This is a genomic window from Desulfurivibrio modestus (genome assembly GCF_044068625.1).
Taxonomy (GTDB): domain Bacteria; phylum Desulfobacterota; class Desulfobulbia; order Desulfobulbales; family Desulfurivibrionaceae; genus Desulfurivibrio.
The window spans coordinates 135363-158579 of record NZ_JBIPKH010000002.1 but is presented as its reverse complement, the minus strand read 5'-3'; the positions used below and the strand labels follow the sequence as shown (position 1 = coordinate 158579).

Genomic DNA, 23217 nt, shown 5'->3' with positions numbered 1-23217 from the left:
TCGTCCTAAGCCTCGCGGCTGCGGCCGGGGATGACGGTGAGCTGCTGCTCGCCGATCAACCGCTCTTCATGGTAGAAGCGGATGGTCCAGATGCCGTTGAGGCTGGTGGCTTCGGGAGGGATGGTGAAGGTGGCCAACCGGCGGCGGGCGTTATGGGCGGTCTGCTGGGCCGTGGCCAATTGCCGGCCGTTGGGGCCGAACCACCTGATCTCCAAGGCCAGCGGCCGGTCCGCCGGGATAAAATTGACACTGTAAAGTACGCCGAAGGTGGCCCCGGGCCGGCCGGGGATATTCTCCAGCGAAGTTTCAAAAAGTTGGCGCCGCAAAAGGGCCGCCTCGATATTGGTCGATTCCTGCAGAACCCGATCAAGATCGCTCATCCCCAGATACTGTTCGGCGATCAGACCGCCCCCCTCCAGATCCACCCCCCAAATCTTCACCGGCCGCTGATCCTCCTGACCGGCCACGGTGCCGGCCACGGTGGCTTCCCCCCCCTCTCCGGCAACCAGAGCCCCTGCCCCGCCATCGGGATCATCTCCGGCGGCGGCATAACCGGTGGCCCGATCCAGCATCCTGGCCTTGCCCAGGTTCTTGATATTAAACAGGCTGGCCCGGGTCAAATTGGTTCCATCAAAGTTGGCCCGATTAAAGTCGGCATCATTGAGGCTGGCCCCGCTTAGAATTGCCCCGGTCAGATCGGCATCGGTGAGATTGGCCCAACGCAGATCGGAACGGCTCAGGTTGGCCCGCTGGAGGTTGGCATTGTTCAGATCGGCGTTGCTGAGATCGGCATCGGCCAGATCGGCATCCTGCAGGTTGGCGTTGCCCAGGTTGGCGTTACGCAGATCGTAGCGCACCAGGCGGCTCTCCCAGGAAACCGCCGAGCGCAGACTTTTGAGCACCGAGGCCCCCACCCCGAGATTGATTCCGCTTAAGTTGGCCTCCTTGAGGTCGGTGTTGCTCAGATCGGCATCGCTGATGTTGGCCCAGGAGAGATCGGCCCGGTTGAGGTAGGCGTGGCTTAAACGGCTGCGGGCCAGGGTGGCCTCCCGCAGATCGGCCCCGGTGAGGATGGCGTTGCTGAGGTCGGCCCCGGTGAGATCGGCCTGGCGCAGGGAGGCATTGGTCAGATTGGCCCGAATCAGGGAGGCGCTGGAACTCAAATCGGCCTGATCCAGGTTGGCCCCGGTGAGATTGGCCTCGGCCATCAAAGCGCCGGTGAGATTGGCCCCGGTGAGAATGGTGCCGGTGAGGTTGGCGCCGCTGAAATCCCCCCGGCTGAAATCTCCTCCCCGCGCCTCGGCCCGGGTCAGGGTCGCGGCCCGCAAGTCAACCTGGCGGGCGGAAACGGAGATCAAACGGGTTCCGTGCATGGTGCTGCCGGCCATGATGGTTTTGTGCAGTTTGGCCCCCGCCAGGTCGGCCCCGGAAAGATCGGCCTCAACCAGGCTGGCTTCGTTGAGGTCCGCTCCCCGCAGGTCGGCCCCGTAGAGGTTGGCCTTGCCCAGGTTGGCCTTCAGCAACCGGGCCCCCGGCAGGACCACCCGGCTTAAATCGCTACCCTGGAGGTCGGCCCCGGCCAAATTGGCCTCCTGCAGAATCGCTCCGGTGAGATCGGTGGCGGCCAGCTTGACCCGGGAGAGATCGGCCCCGGTGAAGTTGCCCCGCTGGAAGGTGGCCCCCCTAAAATCGGCCTGTTGGGCATCAACCTGACGGCAGTCGGTTTCATTGAACAGCACCCGCTGCATCACCGCCTTGCGCAACCGGGCTCCCCCTAGATTGGCTCGGGTGAGATCGGCCTCGGCGAGATCGGCCTCGGTAAGATCGGCCCCGGCCAGATTGACCCGAGCCAGATTGGCACCGATCAGCTTGGCCCCCCGCAGGTCGGCCCCGGCCAGATCGGCCCGCATCAGGTCGGCGCCGCTGAAGTTGGCCCCCCGCAGGTTGGCGTTCTGCAGACTGACCCCGTGCATCCTGCTGCCGCTGAAATCGACCTTTTGCAGGTCCATCTCCGCCAGGTTCAGGGTGCTGAGATCCTGGCCATGCAATTTACGATCACCGGCCAGGGCCTGATGCAGTCTGGCCAGGGCGGTCATCTCCCGGGCCTCCAGGTCGGCCAGGGCCTTGGGGGCGGGAGGCGGGGCGGGAATGGTCATGGCAGTGAAGGGGAGCCGGGAAGCCAATGGCTGTTGGCGCCCCTCCCCCAGCAGGTATCCGGCCAGGGTGGCACCGCCGGCCAACAGCACCACGGCCGCCACCATCAGGGCTTTGCCGGAGCGGGTCTGCAGCCACCCCCGTTGGGGGGGGACGGCCTGGCGGAGGTCAATGGTGGCCTTGACCCCACATTTGGGGCAGGGCACCAGCTTGCCGGCATGGCGGCCGGCCAGTTCCTTCTCAAAACCGCAGCCTGGGCAATGGAAAAAAGCCGGCGCGGGCGGAGGTGAGCCGGCAGCGACCGCTCCCGCCACCACCATTTTCTTGCACTTGGGACACGGGGCGGCTTTACCTTGATACTTGGCCGCCACCGTGGTGGTTAATCCGCAATTTTGACAATGATAAACGGTTGACGGTTTCTCTTCAGCAGACAAAGTCGTACCCCATTAACCTGGTTATCCGATCCAGCCGCCATGGGGAGCAGAGACCCCCGGCCAACCATCGAGACTCAACATTGTAACATATCGGCAGACCGGCCGCACACCTGAGCTTTTTTTCGCTCCTGACCCCGATGATTTACCACCCTCTTCTCCCCCTTGTTTCTCTTGTCATGCCGCTTGACGGTCGGTTATAAGGGTTGGTGATGTCCGATTCCACCAAACATAAAACCGCTCCTCCCCGGCCCCCCGGCGATTACCAGCCCCGTCAGGAAGACCTGCGGGAGAAGGCGATCCGTTACAAAGCCTTTCGCCACACCTTCTCCGAGCGAGAAATTAGGCGGGGCCTCAACGAAAAGACGGTGGAGAAGAAGCTGCGGCGCAGCAACAGCATGGTGGAGCGCTATCGCCAGTACCTGGCCCTGCGGGAAACCAGCGGCGGCCTGGCGGCGGCCTTCCCCTGGCGCAACCCCTTCAACCGCTTTCTCTTCGGGCTCTTTTTCTGGCTGCCCAAGGTGGTCCGCTGGGGATTGCTGGCAGCCGGGCTGTTACTGGTTCTCAACTATATCCCCGGCCCCACCCAACACATCGTCGAGATCGTGGTGGCCAGAACCGTTTACGACACCGCCCCCATCGCCCGCCTGCCCGGCACGCTGGAGAGTTATGCCCACTCGGCCAGAATCGTCGATCGCGGGGGCAGCGTCATCAAATCTTACGGCCGCCGTCAGGTAACCCTGGAGATGCCGGAGGCGGCCAAGAAGGCGGTGCTGGCCTGTGAGGACCGCTACTTTCTCCCCCACCCCAATCACCCCTGGTATGTCAATACCTTCATGGTCCATCCCGGGGTGAGCTGGTTCAACCTGGCCGGGGCGGTGCGCGATATTCTGGCCGGCCGTCCCCGGGGGGCCAGCACCGTGGTGATGCAGAACGCCAAAAAAATCATCGGCAACAGCGAGCGGACCATCACCAATAAACTGGAGGAGATCGTCCTGGCCTACATGATGGTCTCCCGCTTCGGCAAGGATAAAAACCTCGACTTCTACCTCAATACCGTGCCGGTGGGGGCCAACATCTACGGTTTTCCGGCGGCGGCGGAGAGTTATTTCCGCAAGGATCTGGCCGAACTCAACTATCAGCAGCTGGCGGCCATCGGTGCTTTTATCCCCAACCATTTCCGCCAGATCGCCATCTATCGTATCGTTCAGGGCCGCAGCCTGGCGGAGCTGGATCAATCCCTGGCCGCCCATGCCCGGGCCGCGATCAACAAGGTCAACTCGGCCCTCGGCCATCTTCACCGGCTGGGCGAGATCAGCGAGGATCAATACCGGGAGTGGTTGCTCCACGACGAGGAGTCGATCCGCCGGATCGGCTTCCGCGATTTTCGCTCTCCCCTGTACGGGGAGGAGGAGTGGACCTCCTGGAACGTTATCCGCGAGGTTACTTCCCGAAATTACCTGATCAACGGCCGGGAGGTCAGCGGCAGCCAACTGCTGTTGGATGAGCCCGGTGATGTGGTGATCGAAACCGCCATTGACCTGAGCCTGACTGAAATCAGCAAGAAGATCATCACCGATTTCCTGGCCTCCCCCTCCTACCGGGAGGTGTTGCGCCGCAGCAACCGCAATCTCTGGCAGCGGGAGCTGGCCCGTTACCAGGAGCTGCCCCGAGAGCCGCCCTTCCGTGACTTTGAGGGATTCATGCGCCTGCTGGAACAACACATCAACGCGGGGGTGATCGCGGTCAATCAGCGGGGAGAGATCGTCGCCTACGTGGGCGGAAAGGAGTTTTTAAGCAACAACGGGGCGTTAAACCTTATCGAGACCCAAAGGGGGGAAGCGGAAAACGGAAGCAGGCCGGTGGTTATCGACCTGATGAACCGCCAGGCCCAACTGGTGCCCTCTTCCACCATCAAGCCGGTGGTGGGATATTACGCCATGGTGGCGGCGGATGTTCGCCCGGAACACACCTTCGCCGATCAGCCGGTGGAGTTCAAATACCTGGAAGAGGAGGGGCGTCAGGTCTGGTTACCCCGCAACTGGTACAGCTACGATGAGCCGGGGCGGGGGCGCAACCGCCATCTGGGCCGCCACTACAGTCTGACCGAGGCCCAGGTCCTGTCGGTGAATACCATCTTTGCCCGCCTTTACACCAACCGCCTGGTCCAGAACGCGATGCTCAACGCCTTCGACCGGATCGGCCTGGAATATAACCGGGAGGATGCCCGTTACTGGCCCTTCGGGATCGGGGCCTCCAATCTCCAGGTCCAGCAGTGGCTGGCGGTCTATAATGCCTTTCTGGACGGTCAATATCGCGAACCCTCCTTTGTCCGCAGAATTACGGTCAATGATCGGGTGATCTATCAGCGCGACCAGGACCCCGCCCATCGCCCCCTGCCCCTTTTCGACGCCCGCCGGGAACGGGAAGCGACCATGAAAATTCTCTATGAGGTGAGCAACCGGGGCACGGGGGCGGCGATGAGGCCCAATTTCCCCTACCATTACAACCTGGTTTCCGGTAAAACCGGAACCGCCCCCCAAGCGCGCTCGGCGGTTTTTGTCAGCCATTTCAATCCCCACCGGGATCGACAGCGCCATGCCGAGGAGACCATCACCATGCTGGTACTGTTCACCACCAACACCGGGGGGTTTAAAAGCGTGGGTCTGGCCAGTGAAGGGCCGGTCAAGGTCGCCGGCGAGATTTACAACCACATCTTCCAGCAAAGCCTGCAGGAGATGATGGACAGCCGGATCGAAGCAACCAAACAGGAGAACACCCGGTTCCGCAACAACCACGTCTACTGGTCCAACGTCAACCGCTATATGGACACCCTGCTCAAGGGGAACTGCCCCGGCGGCCAGCCCATCCATGAGCATGTGCTCGGGGTGGACGGCCTGGCCGAGGCCTTGGCCCAGATACTAAGCAGTAACAATCAGATCTATACCGGCCGTGATAACATCTTCAACGAACTGGTCCGCTACTATTGCGATCAGGAAAAAGTAATCCGTATGGAATAAAGGAGAATTTAAGATGAGCAAAATAGGACGCAATGCCCTCTGCCCTTGCGGCAGTGGCCGCAAATTCAAAAAATGTTGCCTCAATCTCCAGCGGGAAACCGGGCGGGTTGCCAACCCGCCCGCCGTTCCCCCCTCCCTGACCCGGGAGATCCAGGCACTCCAGGAGATGGCCGCCCAGGGTCAGCCCCTCTTCAAGGTGATGGGAGTTTTTATCCTGTTTGCCACCGAGGAGGGTGATGCCTGGGTGCTGGAGGTAGGCGAGATGGACGCCCTGCAGGTGGCGGCGGCCGGGAAGGCCATGGAGGTGGAGATCGTCGAGGATCCTGAGACCCTGGAGATCAACTGGTCCCATCGGTTCCAGGTCAAAAATAAAAAGCTGCTCATGACCAGTTACGCCGAGCAGGCGGAAAGCTACCCCTCCGCCTGCCCGGTCCGGAAAATCCAGGCGGCAATCAGCGAGATTCGCCAGAAGATCTCACCGGAACTGCTGAAGTCGATCCATCTGCAGGAAGAAGCGGCTACCTGACCTGGAAGTCGAGGGCCTGCAAGGGTTGGCCCGCCTCGTCCAGTAGTTCCACCCGCCAGTCGCCGGTACGGTGATCCAGGAGTATCGAGGAAAAGGTGCGCCAGCGGGGCCCCTGGCGCAGCCCCAAAATTACCCGGGCAACCTCCTGGCCGTTACGGGACCAGACGAAGGTGACCTGGGTGTCCCGGCTGATCTGGCGGGCCTCGATAAAGGCATAGACCTTTTCCAGTTCGCCGGCAAAAAGATCGGCAACCCCCACCGGCTCCCGCTCCTCCACCGCGGCGGCCACCACCATCCTTTCCAGTCTGAAAAGCTGGCCCTCGGCCGCCTGGACCAGGCCGGGCCAGGTGGCAACCAAGGCCAGCACCACGTACGGCAATAACTTACGCGTCATAGAATCCTCCCGTCAGGTATGTCTTCTCCCCGTTTGAACAACAATGACATTGTGCCCCCACCGGCGGCGGGATGTCAAGGTGCTTTTACGGGGAAACCAGGGGGCGGAGGCGAGCCAGGGTTTTAGGGCCGATCCCGGGAACAGCCAACAGTTGCTCGCTGTTCAGGAAAGGGCCGTGGAGTTGGCGGTGTTCAATAATCCGCCCAGCCAGGGTGGGCCCGATGCCGGGCAGAAAAGTCAGGGTTTGCAGATCGGCCTGATTGAGGGAGATGGGGGCAAAGGTAAAGATGGCCAGGCGGGATGGCTCCACCTGGCCGGTCAAGCTTTGAAAATCGAGGGGGGAGTAACCGGAGGGGTTACTGGTGAAACCGGAAGCCAATCCGGGGCGCGGATTGCCCCAGGGAAGGGCGGTCAGCCAGAGGAGCAGCCCCAGACAAAGGAGCAGAACCAGCGGCAGCCGGTGACTTAACGGCCAGGGTTCAGGCTGTTTCCCGGTTTTGTTCATCCTTCATCAGTTTGTAGGTGATGCTGTCCACCAAGGCCTGCCAGCTGGCCTCGATGATGTCGTGGGAAACCCCCACCGTGCCCCAGGTGGAGGAATCATCCCGGGATTCGATCAGCACCCGTACCCGGGCGCCGGTGCCGTGTTCACTGGCCAGCACCCGCACCTTGTAGTCCTGCAGCTCCACGGCCCGCAACCGGGGATAAAAATCGTTTAAGGCCTTGCGCAGGGCGTTATCCAGGGCGTTGACCGGGCCGTTGCCCAGGGCGGCGGCATGTACGGTCTCCCCCCCCACCTCCAGCAGAATGGTGGCCTCTTCCATTTGGATTTCGCTCTTCTCGGCACCACCGGGCACCTTTTGACTCAAAACCCGGAAACCTTTCAGTTGAAAATACTCCTTGCGGGTGCCCAGGGCCTGGCGCATCAGGAGTTCAAAGGAGGCATCGGCCCCTTCATACTGATAGCCCTGGGTCTCCAGCTCCTTGAGTTTTTTGAGGATGGAGCTGACCAGGGGATCCTTGCTGTCCAGATCGATCCCGAACTTTTTCGCCTTGTGGAGGATATTGCTGCGACCGGCCTGGTCGGAGATCAGAATCCGGCGGATATTACCCACCCGCTCCGGGGCGATATGTTCGTAGGTCAGGGGGTTGCGTTTAACGGCGCTGACATGGATCCCCCCCTTATGGGCAAAGGCCGCCTGCCCGACATAAGGCTGATACTTATTGGGCGTCAAATTACCCAGTTCGGAGACAAACCTTGAAGTTTCCGTGAGCTTGGCCAGGTTCTCGGCGGCGGTGAAGTAGCCCTTCATTTTGAGGGCCAGACCGGGCATGATCGAAGTCAGGTTGGCGTTGCCGCACCTCTCGCCGATGCCGTTGATGGTGCCCTGGACCTGGGTCGCCCCCAGGGAGACGGCCACCAGGGAATTGGCCACCGCGCACTCGGCATCGTTATGGGCGTGGATCCCCAGCTCGGCCGAGGGCAGATGTTTGCGAACCTCGCTGACAATGGCGGCGATCTCGTTGGGCAGGGTCCCGCCGTTGGTGTCACAGAGAACCAGGCACTGAGCCCCCCCGGCCACCGCCTTCTCCAAAGTGGTCAGGGCGTACTCGGGGTTGGCCTTGTAGCCATCGAAGAAATGCTCGGCATCGTAGAAAAGAAACTCGACGTGGGGCCGAAGGTGGGCCAGGGAGTCCTCGATGATCTGCAGGTTATCGGCCAGTTCGATCCGCAGGGCGTCCCGAACATGGATATCCCAGCTTTTCCCGAAGATGGTGATCGCCCTGGTGCCGGCGGCCAGCAGGGCCGCCAGATTGGGGTCCTGCTCGGGCGGGTTGTTGAAATTACGGGTACTGCCAAAGGCAGCGACCACGGTGTGTTTCAGCTCATAGTTGCGAATCTCTTCAAAGTAGCGGGTGGAAGCCGGATTGGCCCCGGGCCAGCCGCCTTCGACGAAATCGATCCCCAGCTCATCAAGCTTGAGGGTGATCCGCAGCTTGTCCTCCACCGAAAGGTTGAAATTCTCGGCCTGGGTTCCATCCCGGAGGGTGGTATCGTAGATGACAAGTCTGGAAGTCATGGCCACCGCCTGAGCATCGCTCACTGTTGTTGCAGGTTGAAGGCGTCGTGCAGGGAACGCACCGCCAGTTCGGTGTATTTCTCGTCGATCACGCAGGAGATCTTGATCTCGGAGGTGCTGATCATCTGAATATTGATCCCCTCCCGGGAGAGTACGTCAAACATGGTGGTGGCGATCCCGGGATGGTTGCGCATCCCCATGCCGACGATGGAGACCTTGCAGATATTTTCCGATCCGCTGACCCCCTCGGCGCCGATCTCGGCCGCCACCTTTTCGATGATCCCCATCGCCTTCTTGTAGTCGGGCTTGGGCACCGTGAAGGTCAGGTCGGTGAGGTTGCCGTCGCGGGTGTTCTGGATGATCATATCCACCACGATCCCCTCCTTGGCGATGGGGGTGAAGATCCGGGAGGCGGTGCCGGGGGTGTCCGGCACCTTGCTCATGGTGATACGCGCTTCGTTACGGTTATAAGTGACCCCGGAGACCGGATTGGATTCCATGGCTTCTTCCTCCTCGACAACCCATGTACCTTCTGTATCGGTGAATGTGGAACGAACGTGAACCGGCACCTTGTGCCCCTTGGCAATGCTAACCGACCTGATATCCAGCACCTTGGCCCCCAGGCTGGCCAGCTCCAGCATCTCGTCGTAGGAGATGCGGTCGATCTTGCGGGCGGTGGTGCAGATATTGGGGTCGGTGGTATAAACCCCTTCAACGTCAGTAAAAATTTCACACTTATCGGCCTTGAGCGCCGCCGCCAGGGCCACCGCCGTGGTGTCGGAGCCGCCCCGGCCCAGGGTGGTGATATCACCCTGCTCGGTTATCCCCTGGAAACCGGCCACCACCACCACCTTGCCCTGGTCGAGCTGGGAGTTGATCAAGCCGTCGTCGATGGCGAGAATCCGGGCCCGGGTATGCATCCCATCGGTGTGAATCTTAACCTGACCCCCCAGCAGGGATACGGCATCTCCACCCAGGTCCTTGATCGCCATGGCCAGCAGGGAGATGGTTACCTGTTCGCCGGTGGCCAGGAGCATGTCCATCTCCCGGCGATCGGGCAGGTTCTGCATCTGCTGGGCCAGATCCACAAAACGGTTGGTTTCACCGGCCATGGCCGACAACACCACCACCATCCGATGGCCTGTCTGGTGCAGTTTGAACACCCGCTGGGCCACCGCCCTGATCTTGTCGGGGTTGGCCACCGAAGTGCCCCCGAATTTCTGAACTATTAATGCCATGGTCGTCAATCGCCTTTCTGGGGAGCTGCGCCGGCTTGCCCTTCACGATCCGCAGGCCGTCTGGGTTTAAGGGTGGTCACACAAAAGTTTAGCATCATACCCTTTAGTCCGGAAAAATCAAGTGGGTGCGGCTGGCAACCGATAAATTAAGATAGTGGGTCGCGACAATATTTATTTTGCCGGGCAGCTCTTTTTTGCCTTGTGTTAACTTGCGAATTTTGTTAGAAAATTGCAACCTGACTGTTCGCAAAGCCGCATCAGTAAAGGACACTAATAAAACCACCTTAATTCAAGCTGTAACGGTAAGCAAATTAAAGAATATTCTAAGATACTCCCCGTTTTGCCCCATTGGGTCGACCGGGCGGCTTCAGATAGCGTTGGAGGAAGAAAACAGGATGTCAACCCACATTAAAAATGCAATCCAACACTTTAAAAGAACGTGGAATTTTTTTGCCAACTCCAACCACTTCCCCACCCTCTTTGTTACCGTGGCGGTGGCTGGCGCCGCCCTCTTCTTTGCCAACATTACCCCGGCCTCCCTGCCCGAACCCATGACTCTCTCCACCCTGGAACAGGCAACCGATCGTTATCTGGAGCGCCTTGGCCCAACCAGCCAGGAGCTGGCAGCAGCCGACCTGGAGCAGCGCTCAATCAGTTCCTGGCCGGAGGATTACCAGATTGTCGAGGGGGTACTGCAAGCGGGAGACACTTTGAGCATCTCCTTGCGGCGGGGAGGAATCGAGGAGGGGGTTCGCACCGAGATCATCAGGGCCCTGACCGGTCTGCTGGATTTCCGAACCCTGCGCCCCAACGACCGCTTCACGGTGGTTCTTGACGGGAACGGGGAACTGGTGGAATATCGTTACGAGACCGGACCACTGGATATTTACCAGGTCAAACGCGCCGCCGACAACAGTCTGCAGGCCGAGAAGGTGAATGTCAGCCTGGAGATGCGAACCAAGAAGATCAGTGGCGAGGTGACCTCCTCCCTTTTCGCCGCCTTCCAGCCCCACGGCGAAAATCCCCGGCTGGTTTACACCTTCGCCGATATCTTCGCTTCCCACATCGACTTCAATGTGGAAACCCGGGCGGGGGACCGCTACAGCCTGGTTTTTGAAAAGTATTATAAAAACGGGGAGTTCGTCGGCTACGGCCGTCTGCTCAGCGCCAGCTACCAGCTGGCCGGCGGCGAGATTCTGGAAGCCTTCCGCTATGAATCGGCCGCCACCCCCTCCTCCTACTTTGACCGCGACGGCAATGAGCTGGGGGCTTCTTTCCTCCGTTCGCCGGTTCCCATGGCCCGAATCAGCTCGGGCTTCACCCACCGGCGCCTGCACCCCATCCTCAACGTGGTGCGCCCCCATCTGGCCGTCGATCTGGCCGCCCCTGAAGGGACGCCGGTAATGGCCACCGCCGACGGTCGGGTGGTCTTTCGGGCCATGAACGGGGGCAACGGCAACATGGTCACCATCGACCATGGCAACGGCTACCGCTCATCCTATGCCCATCTCTCCGGTTTTCGCCGGGGGCTGAAAGTGGGTGACCGGGTGCGCCAGAAGGATATCATCGGTTATGTCGGTTCCACCGGCCTGGCCACCGGCCCCCATGTCTGTTATCGAATCCAGCATAACGGCGAGTATGTGAATCCCCTGGCCCTGAAGTTCAAGCCCCGCTCGGTTCTGGAGGGTGCGGAACTGGCCGCCTTCCAAACCCAGGTCAAGGAGCTCACCAGGCTGGCAAAGAAAGGCGGGGAGTCCAGGGCCCTCCTCAAGGTAAAGGAGATCACCCTGGAGCCGGAAGAGCGGCTCACCTTACTTTAGGCCCCGGGCATCTTGACTGGCCAGCCCTTCAACATCGTTCTGGTGGAGCCGGAGATTCCGCCCAACACCGGCAGTATCGCCCGGCTCTGCGGGGCCACCGACACCATCCTTCATCTGGTCCACCCCCTGGGCTTCAGCATTGACGACAAACATCTGAAAAGGGCCGGGCTGGACTACTGGCAGCACGTGCGAATCGTCAACTGGCCGAATTTCGAGCAGTTTCTCGCCGCCCAGGAGGAAACCAGCCTCCATTTTTTCAGCAAGAAGGCCAGTCGCCCTTACACTGAGGCCGCCTTTAGTCCCGGTGATTTCCTGATCTTCGGCCGGGAGACCAAAGGGTTGCCGGCTGAAATCATCGAGCTTTACACCGATCGCTGCCTCGCCATTCCCATGAGCAACCCCCATATTCGCAGCCTTAATCTGGCCCAGGCGGCGGCCATCGTTCTCTACGAGGCCCTGCGCCAGAACCCTCCCGCCCGCTGAATTCCATATCAACCTTTGATCACCGCCAGGGGGCGCAGTTCCACCAGCACCTCCACCAGATCCAGTTGGCTGTCGATAACCTGATCGATATTTTTATAGGCCCCGGCCGCTTCATCCAGGTCGCCGACGGAACGAACGGCATGGATAATGCCCTGTTCATCCAGCCTTCTCTTTTCCGCTTGCAGATCAAGCTGCCGCTGGGCCTGCTTGCGGCCCATTTTCCTGCCGGCGCCGTGGGCGCAGGAGGCAAAACTTTCTCGATTACCCTTTCCCTTGACGATATAACTGGGCGTTCCCTGGGAGCCGGGGATAATGCCGATCTCGCCGGCTTGGGCCCGGGTTGCTCCCTTGCGGTGAACCATCACCCTTTTGCCATAATGCTCTTCCAGAGCCGCGTAGTTATGGGCGATATTGATCAACGGCCCAAAGGTTACCGGTCCGGCAACCTTGCGGATCGCCTCCTTGATTCGGGCCATCATCAGCTGCCGGTTGGCATAGGCAAACTCGACGCAATATTGCATCTCCTGGAGATAGATCCGGCCGGCCGGGGTGGAGAGGGGCAGGAAGGCGAGTTGCCAGCTGGCGGGAATTTTCGATCCCCACTGACGATTCAGCTTGGCCGCCAGTCGATTGTAGTAGTTGGCCACCTGAAAACCCAGGTTGCGGCTGCCGGAATGCACCATCAGCCAAATATGGCCGTCATTGCCCTGCTGGATTTCAATAAAATGGTTCCCCCCGCCCAGGGTCCCCAGCTGGGTAAGGGCACTTTGATACTGACCGGCCACGATGGGCAACTCGGCCAGGGGCACCTCGCTCTTGGGCATCAGGGCGGGGTCCTGGGCCCTTTGGTGGTGCTTGAAACCCAGGGGGATGGTTTTTCGGATCTCGCTGAGCGCCCCCTTCAACTGCTCACTGGACAGGGAGGTGAGGGAGGTCTGGACCGCGCACATGCCGCAGCCGATATCCACCCCCACCGCGTTGGGGATCACCACCTCTTCCGAGGCCATCACCCCACCGATGGGCATGCCGTAGCCGAGATGGGCATCGGGCATCACCGCCACATGGCTGAAGATAAAGGGTAGATTGGCCAGATTCCGAACCTGCTCGAAGGCCCCGGCCTCGATATCATCAAGCCACAGTTTGATCGGTTTTTTTTCGCTGGTGATTACCTGCTTCATGGCCCCGTCCCAATCCCTTTGTCCTTGCCAGCCGGCTGCAACTAGAGATTAGCACGGGAGAAGTGCCGATTGCCAGGAGTGATTGTGATGGCGGGGGGGAGAGGCGGCCCAGATCTATCGTTCGGGGATGCCGGCGGTTTGGCCCAGGCGGGCAAGAACCTCAGCGGGCAGGCGGGTCAGTTTACCCTGACGATTAACCACGGCATGAACCGTGTAAGCCAGGGCCAGCAACTTCCCCTCCTGATTGCTGATCCGATAGTTGAAACGGCAGGAAACCGATTTTAGGGCCGCCAGGGAGGTTTCCACGGTGAGGAGGTCGTCGTAACGGGCCGAGGCCTTGTAGCGCACCCGGCAATCCACCACCGGCAGGATCAGGCCCATCTCCTCCAGGCTACGATAGGAGTGCCGGACCTGATCGCGCATGTACTCGGAGCGCCCGGCCTCGCAAAAGCGCAGATAGTTGGCATAATAAACCACGCCGCCGGCATCGGTATCACCATACAGCACCCGGCAGAAGTGGCGGTTGATCGGGGGGGTAAGCTCGAACTCGCCGCCGTTCATTCCGCCTCCCCCCCCTCCCGATCCAGGACAAAACGCAAAAAGGCCCGACCATCGGGCAACAGGGGGCTGTTTTCAGCCCGCCGTTCACTGTAAGCCCCGGCCGGCGGATCTTGCCAGCAGGAACCCTGGCAATCCGCAGGGTTACGGCAATGGTGGCGGGAATCATAAAGCAGGAAAGGCACCGGCAGATCGGTATGGGTGCGAATACTGATGGGGGTGAAATGGTCCATGGTGACCACCAGGCGAAAATCCTCACCCCGTCGCTGCAAGCCCTCCAGAACCGGCCCCACCACCTGTTGATCGAAATCAGCGATCGCCTGGAGCTTTTTGCCAAGATCCCCCTGGTGGGAGACCTCATCGGGGGCCTCGATATGGACGAAGGCCAGATCATGGCGATCCAGGGCCGCCAGAGCCGCCGCCACCTTGCCCTGGTAGTTGGTGTCCAGATAGCCGGTGGCCCCGGCGACATTGATGATCTCCATCCCGGCGTAAACCCCGATCCCCTTGAGGAGATCCACCGCCGAGATCAGGGCTCCGCTTACCCCGAACTGTTGCCGCAGGGTCTCCATGGCCGGCGGCTTGCCCTCGCCCCAGAGCCAGATGGCATTGGCCGGGTTGATCCCTTCCCGTCGCCGTCGCTCGTTCTCCGGAGCCGCCGCCAGCAGTTGGGCCGCCCTCTGCACCACTTCACCCAAACCAGGCACTGCCTGATAGCGCCGCCAGAGTTCCGCCACATCCTGGCCGCTGTGGTCGTGGGGAGGGGCGGTGACCAGTCCGGCGCAAGCCCGCCGCCAGACCAGGAGATGGCGATAGCTCACCCCCGGATAAAAACGGCAGAATTCATTACCCAGCTCGGCATCGAGCATCCTGATCAGGCCGGCAGCGGAAGCGGTGTCGATATGGCCGGCGCTGTAATCCACCATTTTGACCCGCCCCTGGTCACTCTGTTCCAGGGTGACCAGATTACAGCGAAAGGCGATGGCGTCATCGGGCAACTCCACCCCCATGCTGGCCGCCTCCAGGGGGGCCCGGCCGCTGTAACACTCCGCCGGGCGGTAACCAAGCAGAGAGAGATTGGCCACGTCACTGCCCGGGGCGAACCCCTCCGGCACGGTGCGCAAACGCCGCAGGACACCCCGCCCGGCCAGGTAATCCATCACCGGGGTCTCGGCCGCCTCCAAGGGAGTTTTGCCGCCCAGCTCGGTCATGGGCAGATCGCCCATCCCGTCGCCCACCAAAATAACGTATTTCATGCCTCCCACACCCTGCCTGAGTTTAATAGCTGTACAATTTGGTCTTGCTGATCTCGGCCGCCCCCGTCGCTTCGTCAAGCTCCTCCAGACTGAAGGCGCCCAGTAACTTGGGAGTAGCTTTCACATAAAGCACCCGCCCGGCCGCGACATTTTCCAGCACCAGGGTGTCGTGGTGATTATGGGGCCAGGAATCCTTTTTAATGGTGATTTCAACTTTCCCCGGTTCCACCGCCAGCGGCAGATAGGAGCTGTTGATCAGTTTTCCTTCCTTGACCTCGTTGACCCAGACCCCCAGAATCCCATCGCGGGCAATGGGGCTTTCCGGCCGGAAAACATAAACCAACGCCTTGCTCTCCTGGGGCTCCAGTCGCTGAAACGGGGTGCTGGAAACGGAAACACAGCCGACAATTACCAGCAGCAGACAACCAATCAACAGCCAGTTCGTGGTTTTCATCAAACTCCTCCCAAAGTTAACATGTTGAAAATAAAAAAGTTTAATCCTCGTCCATGATGCGGATCTTGACCGTGGGCGCCGTGCAGATCTCCAGGGCGTCGATCTCGGCCAAAGCCGCCCGGACTGCCGACTCTTCCGCTTCGTAGGCCCGCATCATGACCGGCACCACCCCTCCCTCTTCCCGCCCCTGCTGCAGCATGGAGCGAATACTGATGCCATGTTTACCCAAAATCCCGGTGATGGCCGAGAGAACCCCGGGCCGGTCCTGAACCGTGACCCGGAAGTAGTAAGGACAACGCAGCCGCTCCAGGGGGGTTATTTCGATCTCCTTGAAGGTATCGGGCAAGAAGCCCAGGCTGGGCACCCGATTGATCGCCCCATTGAGAATATTGCGGGCGATATCAACGATATCGGCCGCCACCGCGCTGCCGGTGGGCATTTTGCCGGCACCCTGGCCGTAAAGCAGGACATCATCCACCATGTCGCCGGTGAACTGGATGGCGTTGAAGGCCCCGCCGATATTGGCCAGCAGCTCCCGGCTCGGCACCATGGTGGGATGAACCCGGGCCTCGTAGGAGTCGCCATGGTTGCGACTGATGGCCAGCAGCTTGATCCGGTAACCGAACTCGCGGGCAAACTCGATATCGATGGGCTCGATCCGGCTGATCCCCTCGGTGGTCACCTGGTCCAGGCGAACATGGGCCCCATAGGCCATTCCCATCAGGATCACCAGCTTATGGGCGGTGTCGATCCCCTCGATATCGTAGGTGGGATCGGCTTCGGCATAGCCATGGGCCTGGGCGTCCTGGAGGACCGAGGCGAAATCAAGGCCCTCGTCGGTCATCCGGTTGAGGATATAGTTGGCGGTACCGTTCATGATCCCGATGATCGATTCGATCCGATTGGCCACCAGACCCTCCTTGAGGGCCTTGATTACCGGGATGCCGCCCCCCACGCTGGCCTCGAAGCCGACCTCGACATTCTTGGCCGCGGCGGCGGCGAAGATCTCCCGGCCATGCTGGGAGATCAAGGCCTTGTTGGCGGTAACCACATGCTTGTTGCTGGCAATCGCCTTGAGGATAAAGCTTTTGGCCGGTTCGATACCGCCGATCAGCTCCACCACGATATCGATATCGGCGGCCGTAACCACCTGATCCGCGTCCCGGGTCAGCTCCACCCCGGCAAATTCCGGCGGCAACCGATCGATGGCGATATCCGCCACCCGCACCAGGCGAATATTCGCCCCGGTTTTCCGCTGTAAACGCTGGGCCTGCACCCGCAGCACCTCGGCGGTGCCGCTGCCCACGGTGCCGAACCCGATCAATCCCACCCTTATTTCACGCATCTATTTTTCCTCATACCAGCAAATGTGATGACCTCGCGAAAACCGGCCAAACGCATTGGTCGGTAACGCGAAAACAAGTAGTTAAAAAACGCTCCCCGGCGGCGGCGCGGCTTTTATTGCGACGCCGACAAATGTTATGTGTGGAAAACTCCCATCAGACCCCGGTATCGGCTGGAGTCCTGAACAAACGGGTCCAGAAATACCCTCTTTACCAAGTGATGTCAAAACCTATTCCCCGGGGGGCTGGGTCAGCATCCAGAATCTCAGGGCCGTGCGGCCGGTCCCTTGCTCCCGGGCGCTGATCATCACCCGGTTGATCCGGCGGGTCAGTGCGGTGTCATTGTCGATATAGACCAGATCACCCTCCAGGGTGGCCTGGCGCCAACCCAGCTCACTGACGAAGATCCCGAAACTCCCAGGCCGATAACGTTCCGGGTAGAGCAGGCGGGCCCCGATCCGGGGCGGCGGGTTTTCTCCCAGGGGGGTCAACCCCGGGGTCATTTCGGTAAAGGGCAGATCAACCCGCTCCAGCACCTGGATAAAATGTTCCAGGGTGGACCAGTTGGTGCCCAGGATCGGCTCCCGGGAGATCATCATCAGGTCGGTATCGTCACTGACCGAACCGGCGTCCTGGGTAAACACCGCCTCATAGCCCAGTTTTTGGGCCTCATCCAGCACGATATGGTTATATTCGCCATAGGGAATGGCAAAAAAGCGGGGCCGCTGCCCCAGGCGCCGCTCCAGAATCTCCGCCCCCTTGACCAGATCATCCCGGATCCAGGCCCGGTACCGATCCTCCGTCATCCCCCTGGGCCAATCGGCCAAGCGGTGGTGGGAGTAGCTGTGGTCCTGAAAATCGACCCCGGCGGCGGCCATCTCCGCCACCTGTTCCCAGGTCAGGTAATTGGAGTAACGCCTTTCCAGACCCTCCACGTAAAGAAAAACGGTGAACGGAAAACCGTACTCCCGCAACACCGGCCAAGCCTCGCTGTAGGTGGTGCGATAGCCGTCATCGATGGTGATCACCACGGTTTTGGCAGGCAATGGGGTGGGGGAGGCCAGCATCTCCACCAGTTCCGAGAGGGGAATTACCGCATAGTCATGGGCGGCCAGGTAGGCCATCTGTTCCTTGAATTCCGCCATCCCCACATTGGTGGTGGGATAACGATCATCTCCGAAGTGATGATAGATGAAAATGGTGGCATCACCCCGACCGCCGCCGGCGGTGGTCGGCAAAGGAGAAAGCAGGAGCAGAAACAGTAACCAGACAACGGACAAACAGATTCGCACAGCCATCGCTGATCCTCCGGATTGAGTGGACAGTTATTTCAGGGATTCAGAGTGGTCGGCAACCCCAGCATGACCGGTCATTTCGTTCCGACCATCACCGGGCTATGGGAGAAATCTTCAAATTATCATAACGCTGCAACTCATTGGCCAGGATCAGGATGCGCAGATCATCAACATAGGCGTCCCGTTTTTCGGAGTAGTAGCGCAGGCCGTTGATCAAGGCCAGGGAGTTCATGCTTTCCATCCGGATATCCCGCAGGGTTCGATAGGCCGTTACCCGGTTGAGCATCAGCAGGTAGGAGCGTACCGCGTCGAGCAGGGAATCATAAACCGCCACCCGGTGGGTCATGCCCGCGGGGCGGTTGGCGGGAACCATCCCATGCTCCCCCCAGGTCCAGATGCCGAAAATATTGTTGCCCTCAAGGGAAAAACGAGAGGCTCCCCAGGAGGATTCCAGGGCCGCCTGGGCCAGGATCAGGCTGATGGGCACCGGATTGACCCGCTTGAGCAAAACATCAAGTTGCTCGCTGCGATATTTGGAACTCAACTCCTCCAAAAAATCCGCCTCGGCGCGGCTGATCCCACACTGACGATGATCCACCGACCCATCAAGCAGCTGTTCCAGGGAGCACTCCCGCAGATCCATCCGGCCGATGATCTGGAGCAGCGTGGCCCGTTCCTGTTCCACCTCGGCCAAAGCCACCACGGCAATGGGGGCCAGGGAGTGCAAAAAAACCCGTTTGCGGGTCTCGACCCGCAGTCTGCCAATGTCGTTGGGGAAAGAGCTGAAAACCACCGCCGGTAAGCGCTCCCGGCCATCCAGTTCCCAGAGGCCCAAGTGTTGGAGGGTCCTCACCAGGGAAGCGGCATCGTCCACTTCGATCAAACGCACCTGGGTACCGTTGATGGCCGCCAGGGGAGCATCCGCCGCCAGGGGTTTCAGGTTAATAATCAGGGTCAGCACCAAAGCCAGCCCCAACCCGGTCACCAGGCGGGTCATGCCCGGGTCCACGGAACTCAAGCCGAAGTAATGGCGCTCGTGGTTGGTTTGTGTTAATTTTTCCAAATTCACCATCAATAGGCACTCCCCATGGATCTGTGGATCTGTGGATCTGTGGATCTGTGGATCTGTGGATCTGGGTAAATTTTCTAAAAACAAACCTTTTAAGCATACCATATAATCGAACCCCCCGCAAAAGGGTTCAGCCAACCCAAAAGGAGAAAAAAATGAAACTGCTGTTACTCGCCGCCCTCTTCTGCCTGACGCTCTCAATGACCGGAAAAAGTGTTGCCGCCCAGGAACATTCCCGGGCCAATGTGGTATTTGAAACCACTCTGGGCGAACTTGAAATCGAGCTGTTCGACGACAAGGCCCCACTCTCGGCGGCCAACTTCCGCCAGTATGTCCGGGATGGCTTCTATGACGGCCTGATCTTCCATCGGGTGATCCCCGGTTTTGTGATCCAGGGCGGGGGAATGGCCCCGGGGATGGAGCAACGTCCCACCCGGGGACCGATCAAGAACGAGGCGGACAACGGCCTCGACAATCTGCGCGGCACCCTCTCCATGGCCCGCACCGGCGTGGTGGACAGTGCCACCAGCCAGTTTTTCATCAACCTCACCGACAACAAGGCCCTGGATCACCGGGGCAAAAGCCCCAACATGTACGGCTACGCGGTCTTCGGCCGGGTGGTCAGGGGGATGGAGGTGGTGGACGCCATCGCCGCCCAGCCCACCACCAGCAAAGGGTTTTTCCAGGATGTTCCGGCTAAGGATATCGTGATTCAAAAGGCCTACGAGAAGGAGTAACACCTTTCCCCGGTGGGATAACCCCCAGGATCGCCATTCCGGTGGCCATTATACGGGCGCCGGAAATAGTTTAGTCCAACTGGCGGGATAAGCGGTTCTACAGCTTGCCGGTCTCTGCGAGGATTACCGGGACGTTTCCATGAACCTACTGACCCGCTTGTCCGGATCCGGACAAGCGGGTCAGTAGAAATGTGGAGGAGAAAAAGCCGCGCTGCTGCATTGTGGTGGAATAGCCGCTGTCGGCCCTGGTGGGGAGCCGGATCAGCTTGTGGGCAGCCGCCGCTGCCGCCGCCGGAAGCCGGCCAATCCGGCCAGGCCGGTGGCAAAAAGCAGCATGCTGGCCGGTTCGGGAACCGGGGCGGGGTTTCTCACCAGATAGTTCTGGAAATCGGGGTTTACCGCCAGCAGCCACAGCGAACTGCTGGGAATTGACGCCGGCAAGCCGGCAAGGATCGCCTGGGGGGCTTGGGTGTAGGTGTGGGAGCGGAAACTCCCGGTGGTAACGTCCAGGCCGGAGGCGGAGCCAAAATCAAAAATGACCTCCCAGATGGCGATCTGGGCCATGGCTTTCCAGTAATCCTGATTGTCGGGTTGGTCGTAATACTGTTCCGCGATCCAGGCGGCGGTCAGGTATTTCTCGGAATCGAGGCCGATATCGCCCAATGAATCCAGGGTATAGAGTTGATAGGGAACGTTTGCAGTGGTACCGGGGACATTCTCAACACAGAAGATCTCCAGGCTATGGGTCGTGCCGTCCCAGGTCAGTTCAGCGTCATAGTCGAGATAATAAGTCCCGGTAACCGGCCCGGGAAAGGTTACTTTGCCGGTGGGCGAAGAGTAGGACATCTTCAGGTCCACTTCCGCGACTGGCGCGGCCATGGACCAGGATGGAATTAAAAATATCGCCAGCAACAACCAACCAAAGATCCTTCTCATCGGTGCCCCCCTTTTTTCGGTTTCATCATAGCTTGTGCCGCGCAACGCAAAAGTCAGCAAATTGCATGCCAGCAACGAAACAAGAAGCAGGGACCAAAAAATAATTGCAATATCAAGCTGATACACGGACAAACCCTCGCCCTGTCACAGCTTGGCCGACAAGAAAAGTACAGAAAACGGAACCTTTTGGGTTCGGTTTTCCGGAAAGCGAGTTCCGGTTAAATGGGGTGGGGTTACTTCTTGTCGCCGAACAGCGGCACCTGGGGTGAGGGTTCTTCATCCTCCACCACCGCCGCCCCCAGGGCCTTGACCGCCACCGCCTCGCTCACCTCCTCCACCCGACGCACCGGCCGGACCGAGAGACGCTTGCCGATGGCACCCACCCCCTTGAGCAGGAAGTCGTCCAGCCGGTAGATCTCCCGGTTTTTACGGGTTCGGGGGGAGGGGGAAAGATAGGCCCGGATATTGACCCCTTCGCCGGTTTTCAAGAACAGGATCTCCGAGCGGCGATGCTCTTCAAAGAGGCGATACTCCTTCTCCAGGATGAATTTGGGGGTGGTGAAACGCTTGACGTAACAGAGGTTCTGGCCGCCGTCGCGGTAAACCAGATTGAAGATGATTCCTTCGGTGACCTTGCCCCACCAGAGCAGATCATGGCCGATGAAGATCTTCTCCGGCACATTGATCACCTTGTACCAGCCTTTGCGATCGATCAGCAGCAGCTTGTCATACTCGGAACAGGCCAGGGTGTTTTCGGCCCCGGCCTTGACCTGGGCACCCAGAAAGCCGTTTTCCCGATCATAACCGACACTGAGGTTGCTCAGCGCCACCTGCCGGGCCTGGACCTCGGAGAAGGTGGCCAGTTCGGTGCGGCGGGGGTAGTCCTGGCCGTAACGGCCCAGCAGATCGTCCAGGTAACGGATGGTGAAACCGGTGAGATCGGTAAGGCTGACCTCCACCTCGCCGATCTCCCGGCGCACCGCCTTGATCTCCTTCTTCTTGCGCTCGATGTCATATCGGGAGATCCGCTTGATCCTGATCTCCAGCAAGCGTTCGATATCTTCCCGGGTCACCGGCCGGACCAGATCCTGGCAAAAGGGTTGCAGCGCCTGGTCAACGGCGGCGATCACCAGTTCATAGGTGGGACACTCCTCGATCTGCTTATAAAGACGCTCCTCAATAAAGATCCGCTCCAGCAGGTGGGCCTGCAACCGCTCCTTGAGGCGATCCAGTTCGATCCGCAGCTCCCGCTCCAGCAGCTCGCGCAGGCGTCGGGTATTTTCCCGCAGCACCTCACTTACCGAAATAACGGCCGGGGTGGTCTCGCGAATCACCGTCAGGTTGGGGCTCAGGGGAATCTCGCAATCGGTGAAGGCGTAAAGGGCCTTGATGGTATCCTCGGCCCGAGCCCCCCGGGCCAGCTTGATCTCGATCTCCACCTCCTCGGCGGTGTAGTCATCGATGGAGAGGATCTTGAACTTGCCGGCCCGCACCGCCTTTTCGATACTCTCGATCAAGCTCTGGGTGGTGGTGCCGTAGGGGATATCCCGAATGATGATGGTTTTGTCATCCTTGGACTCGATCCGGGCCCGGCAGCGCAGCCGCCCGTTGCCATCCTCGTAGCCGCTCACGTCCAGCAGGCCGCCCTGGGGAAAATCGGGATAAACCGCAAAGGGCTCCTCCCGCAGGATCTTCTTCTGGGCCTCCAGCAACTCGACAAAGTTGTGGGGCATGATTTTGGTGGCCATCCCCACCGCGATCCCCTCCGCCCCCTGGAGCAGCAGCAGCGGCAGCTTGGCCGGCAGGCTGACCGGCTCCTTCAGCCGACCATCGTAGGAATCGACAAACTCGGTCAAGTCCTTGTTGAACATGGCCTCCCGGGCCAGGGGAGAGAGCCGGCATTCGATATAACGGGCGGCGGAGGCGGAATCCCCGGTGAAGATATTGCCGAAGTTACCCTGGCGCTCGATGAGAAAGCCCTTGTTGGCCAAATTGACCAGGGCGGCGAAGATGGAGGCGTCGCCGTGGGGGTGGAGCTTCATGGTCTCCCCCACCACCCCGGCCACCTTGTGAAAGCGACCGTCATCCATGTTGTGCAGGGTCTGGAGGATCCGGCGCTGGACCGGCTTCAGGCCGTCGGCCAGATCGGGAATCGCCCGCTCCCGGATCACATAGGAGGTGTAATCGAGAAAATTTTCATCAAAGAGCCGGTGCAGACCGCCGTATTTTGCTGTTTCCATATCC

19 protein-coding genes are annotated in these 23217 nt (G+C 60.1%); 5 read left to right on the top strand and 14 right to left on the bottom strand.

What is annotated here, in order from left to right:
- Nucleotides 1–5 precede the first annotated feature (5 nt).
- Entirely contained in the window at nucleotides 6–2525 is a 2520-nt protein-coding gene (locus ACHHRT_RS02340) for a pentapeptide repeat-containing protein (RefSeq protein ID WP_395497290.1), read from the bottom strand.
- 272 nt (nucleotides 2526–2797) lie between these two features.
- Between ACHHRT_RS02340 and ACHHRT_RS02335 the strand changes: the two genes are divergently transcribed.
- On the top strand, nucleotides 2798–5605 hold the full coding sequence (locus ACHHRT_RS02335; RefSeq protein WP_395497288.1) for a transglycosylase domain-containing protein: 2808 nt from the start codon (nucleotides 2798–2800) through the stop codon (nucleotides 5603–5605).
- Nucleotides 5606–5618: 13 nt separating this feature from the next.
- Nucleotides 5619–6131 (top strand): YecA family protein, encoded by a 513-nt coding sequence (locus ACHHRT_RS02330; RefSeq protein WP_395497286.1) that lies wholly within the window; start codon nucleotides 5619–5621, stop codon nucleotides 6129–6131.
- Here ACHHRT_RS02330 and ACHHRT_RS02325 read toward each other — a convergent pair.
- The 4 genes from ACHHRT_RS02325 to ACHHRT_RS02310 form a co-directional block, all read right to left on the bottom strand.
- Entirely contained in the window at nucleotides 6124–6525 is a 402-nt protein-coding gene (locus ACHHRT_RS02325) for a DUF2914 domain-containing protein (RefSeq protein WP_395497284.1), read from the bottom strand. The two genes, ACHHRT_RS02330 and ACHHRT_RS02325, sit on opposite strands and share 8 nt — an antisense overlap.
- Nucleotides 6526–6610: 85 nt before the next feature.
- Nucleotides 6611–7030, bottom strand: a complete 420-nt coding sequence (locus ACHHRT_RS02320; protein ID WP_395497283.1) for a ComEA family DNA-binding protein — start codon at nucleotides 7028–7030, stop codon at nucleotides 6611–6613.
- Entirely contained in the window at nucleotides 7005–8606 is a 1602-nt protein-coding gene (gene cimA, locus ACHHRT_RS02315; RefSeq protein ID WP_395497282.1) for a citramalate synthase, read from the bottom strand. Before cimA ends, ACHHRT_RS02320 begins: the two co-directional genes overlap by 26 nt.
- 20 nt (nucleotides 8607–8626) lie before the next feature.
- Nucleotides 8627–9844 carry an aspartate kinase gene (locus ACHHRT_RS02310; protein ID WP_395497280.1) on the bottom strand — a complete coding sequence of 406 codons (1218 nt, stop codon included), beginning with the start codon at nucleotides 9842–9844 and terminating at the stop codon, nucleotides 8627–8629.
- 395 nt (nucleotides 9845–10239) lie between these two features.
- On the opposite strand from ACHHRT_RS02310, the gene ACHHRT_RS02305 reads away from it, so the two are divergent.
- Together ACHHRT_RS02305 and ACHHRT_RS02300 are read left to right on the top strand one after the other, a co-directional pair.
- A complete protein-coding gene (locus tag ACHHRT_RS02305; RefSeq protein WP_395497278.1) occupies nucleotides 10240–11664 on the top strand; it encodes a M23 family metallopeptidase in 1425 nt (474 codons plus the stop codon).
- A gap of 12 nt (nucleotides 11665–11676) precedes the next feature.
- On the top strand, nucleotides 11677–12147 hold the full coding sequence (locus ACHHRT_RS02300; RefSeq protein ID WP_395497276.1) for a tRNA (cytidine(34)-2'-O)-methyltransferase: 471 nt from the start codon (nucleotides 11677–11679) through the stop codon (nucleotides 12145–12147).
- An 8-nt stretch (nucleotides 12148–12155) separates the two neighbouring features.
- Here the strand turns inward: ACHHRT_RS02300 and ACHHRT_RS02295 are convergent, their stop codons facing one another.
- From ACHHRT_RS02295 to ACHHRT_RS02265, 7 genes are all read right to left on the bottom strand, one after another.
- The gene (locus ACHHRT_RS02295; protein ID WP_395497274.1) at nucleotides 12156–13325 is read right to left on the bottom strand and encodes an RtcB family protein; all 1170 of its coding nucleotides are present in this window, start codon (nucleotides 13323–13325) and stop codon (nucleotides 12156–12158) included.
- Nucleotides 13326–13439: 114 nt separating this feature from the next.
- Nucleotides 13440–13886, bottom strand: a complete 447-nt coding sequence (locus tag ACHHRT_RS02290) for an acyl-CoA thioesterase (protein WP_395497272.1) — start codon at nucleotides 13884–13886, stop codon at nucleotides 13440–13442.
- A complete protein-coding gene (locus ACHHRT_RS02285) occupies nucleotides 13883–15139 on the bottom strand; it encodes a cofactor-independent phosphoglycerate mutase (protein ID WP_395497270.1) in 1257 nt (418 codons plus the stop codon). The genes ACHHRT_RS02290 and ACHHRT_RS02285 overlap by 4 nt, the downstream gene beginning before the upstream one ends.
- Before the next feature lie 22 nt (nucleotides 15140–15161).
- A complete protein-coding gene (locus ACHHRT_RS02280; protein ID WP_395497268.1) occupies nucleotides 15162–15593 on the bottom strand; it encodes a DUF2846 domain-containing protein in 432 nt (143 codons plus the stop codon).
- Between the two features lie 40 nt (nucleotides 15594–15633).
- Nucleotides 15634–16938, bottom strand: coding sequence for a homoserine dehydrogenase (locus tag ACHHRT_RS02275; protein ID WP_395497266.1), 1305 nt, complete (start codon nucleotides 16936–16938; stop codon nucleotides 15634–15636).
- A gap of 228 nt (nucleotides 16939–17166) precedes the next feature.
- Nucleotides 17167–18234, bottom strand: a complete 1068-nt coding sequence (locus tag ACHHRT_RS02270; RefSeq protein WP_395497264.1) for a polysaccharide deacetylase family protein — start codon at nucleotides 18232–18234, stop codon at nucleotides 17167–17169.
- A gap of 88 nt (nucleotides 18235–18322) precedes the next feature.
- Nucleotides 18323–19303: a glucosaminidase domain-containing protein gene (locus tag ACHHRT_RS02265; RefSeq protein ID WP_395497262.1), complete on the bottom strand. Its 981-nt coding sequence runs from the start codon at nucleotides 19301–19303 to the stop codon at nucleotides 18323–18325.
- A 152-nt stretch (nucleotides 19304–19455) separates the two neighbouring features.
- Between ACHHRT_RS02265 and ACHHRT_RS02260 the strand changes: the two genes are divergently transcribed.
- Nucleotides 19456–20037, top strand: a complete 582-nt coding sequence (locus tag ACHHRT_RS02260) for a peptidylprolyl isomerase (protein ID WP_395497260.1) — start codon at nucleotides 19456–19458, stop codon at nucleotides 20035–20037.
- A gap of 261 nt (nucleotides 20038–20298) precedes the next feature.
- Here the strand turns inward: ACHHRT_RS02260 and ACHHRT_RS02255 are convergent, their stop codons facing one another.
- A complete protein-coding gene (locus ACHHRT_RS02255; protein WP_395497258.1) occupies nucleotides 20299–20973 on the bottom strand; it encodes a PEP-CTERM sorting domain-containing protein in 675 nt (224 codons plus the stop codon).
- Nucleotides 20974–21206: 233 nt separating this feature from the next.
- Nucleotides 21207–23213 carry a DNA topoisomerase IV subunit A gene (locus tag ACHHRT_RS02250; RefSeq protein ID WP_395497257.1) on the bottom strand — a complete coding sequence of 669 codons (2007 nt, stop codon included), beginning with the start codon at nucleotides 23211–23213 and terminating at the stop codon, nucleotides 21207–21209.
- Nucleotides 23214–23217: the final 4 nt, after the last annotated feature.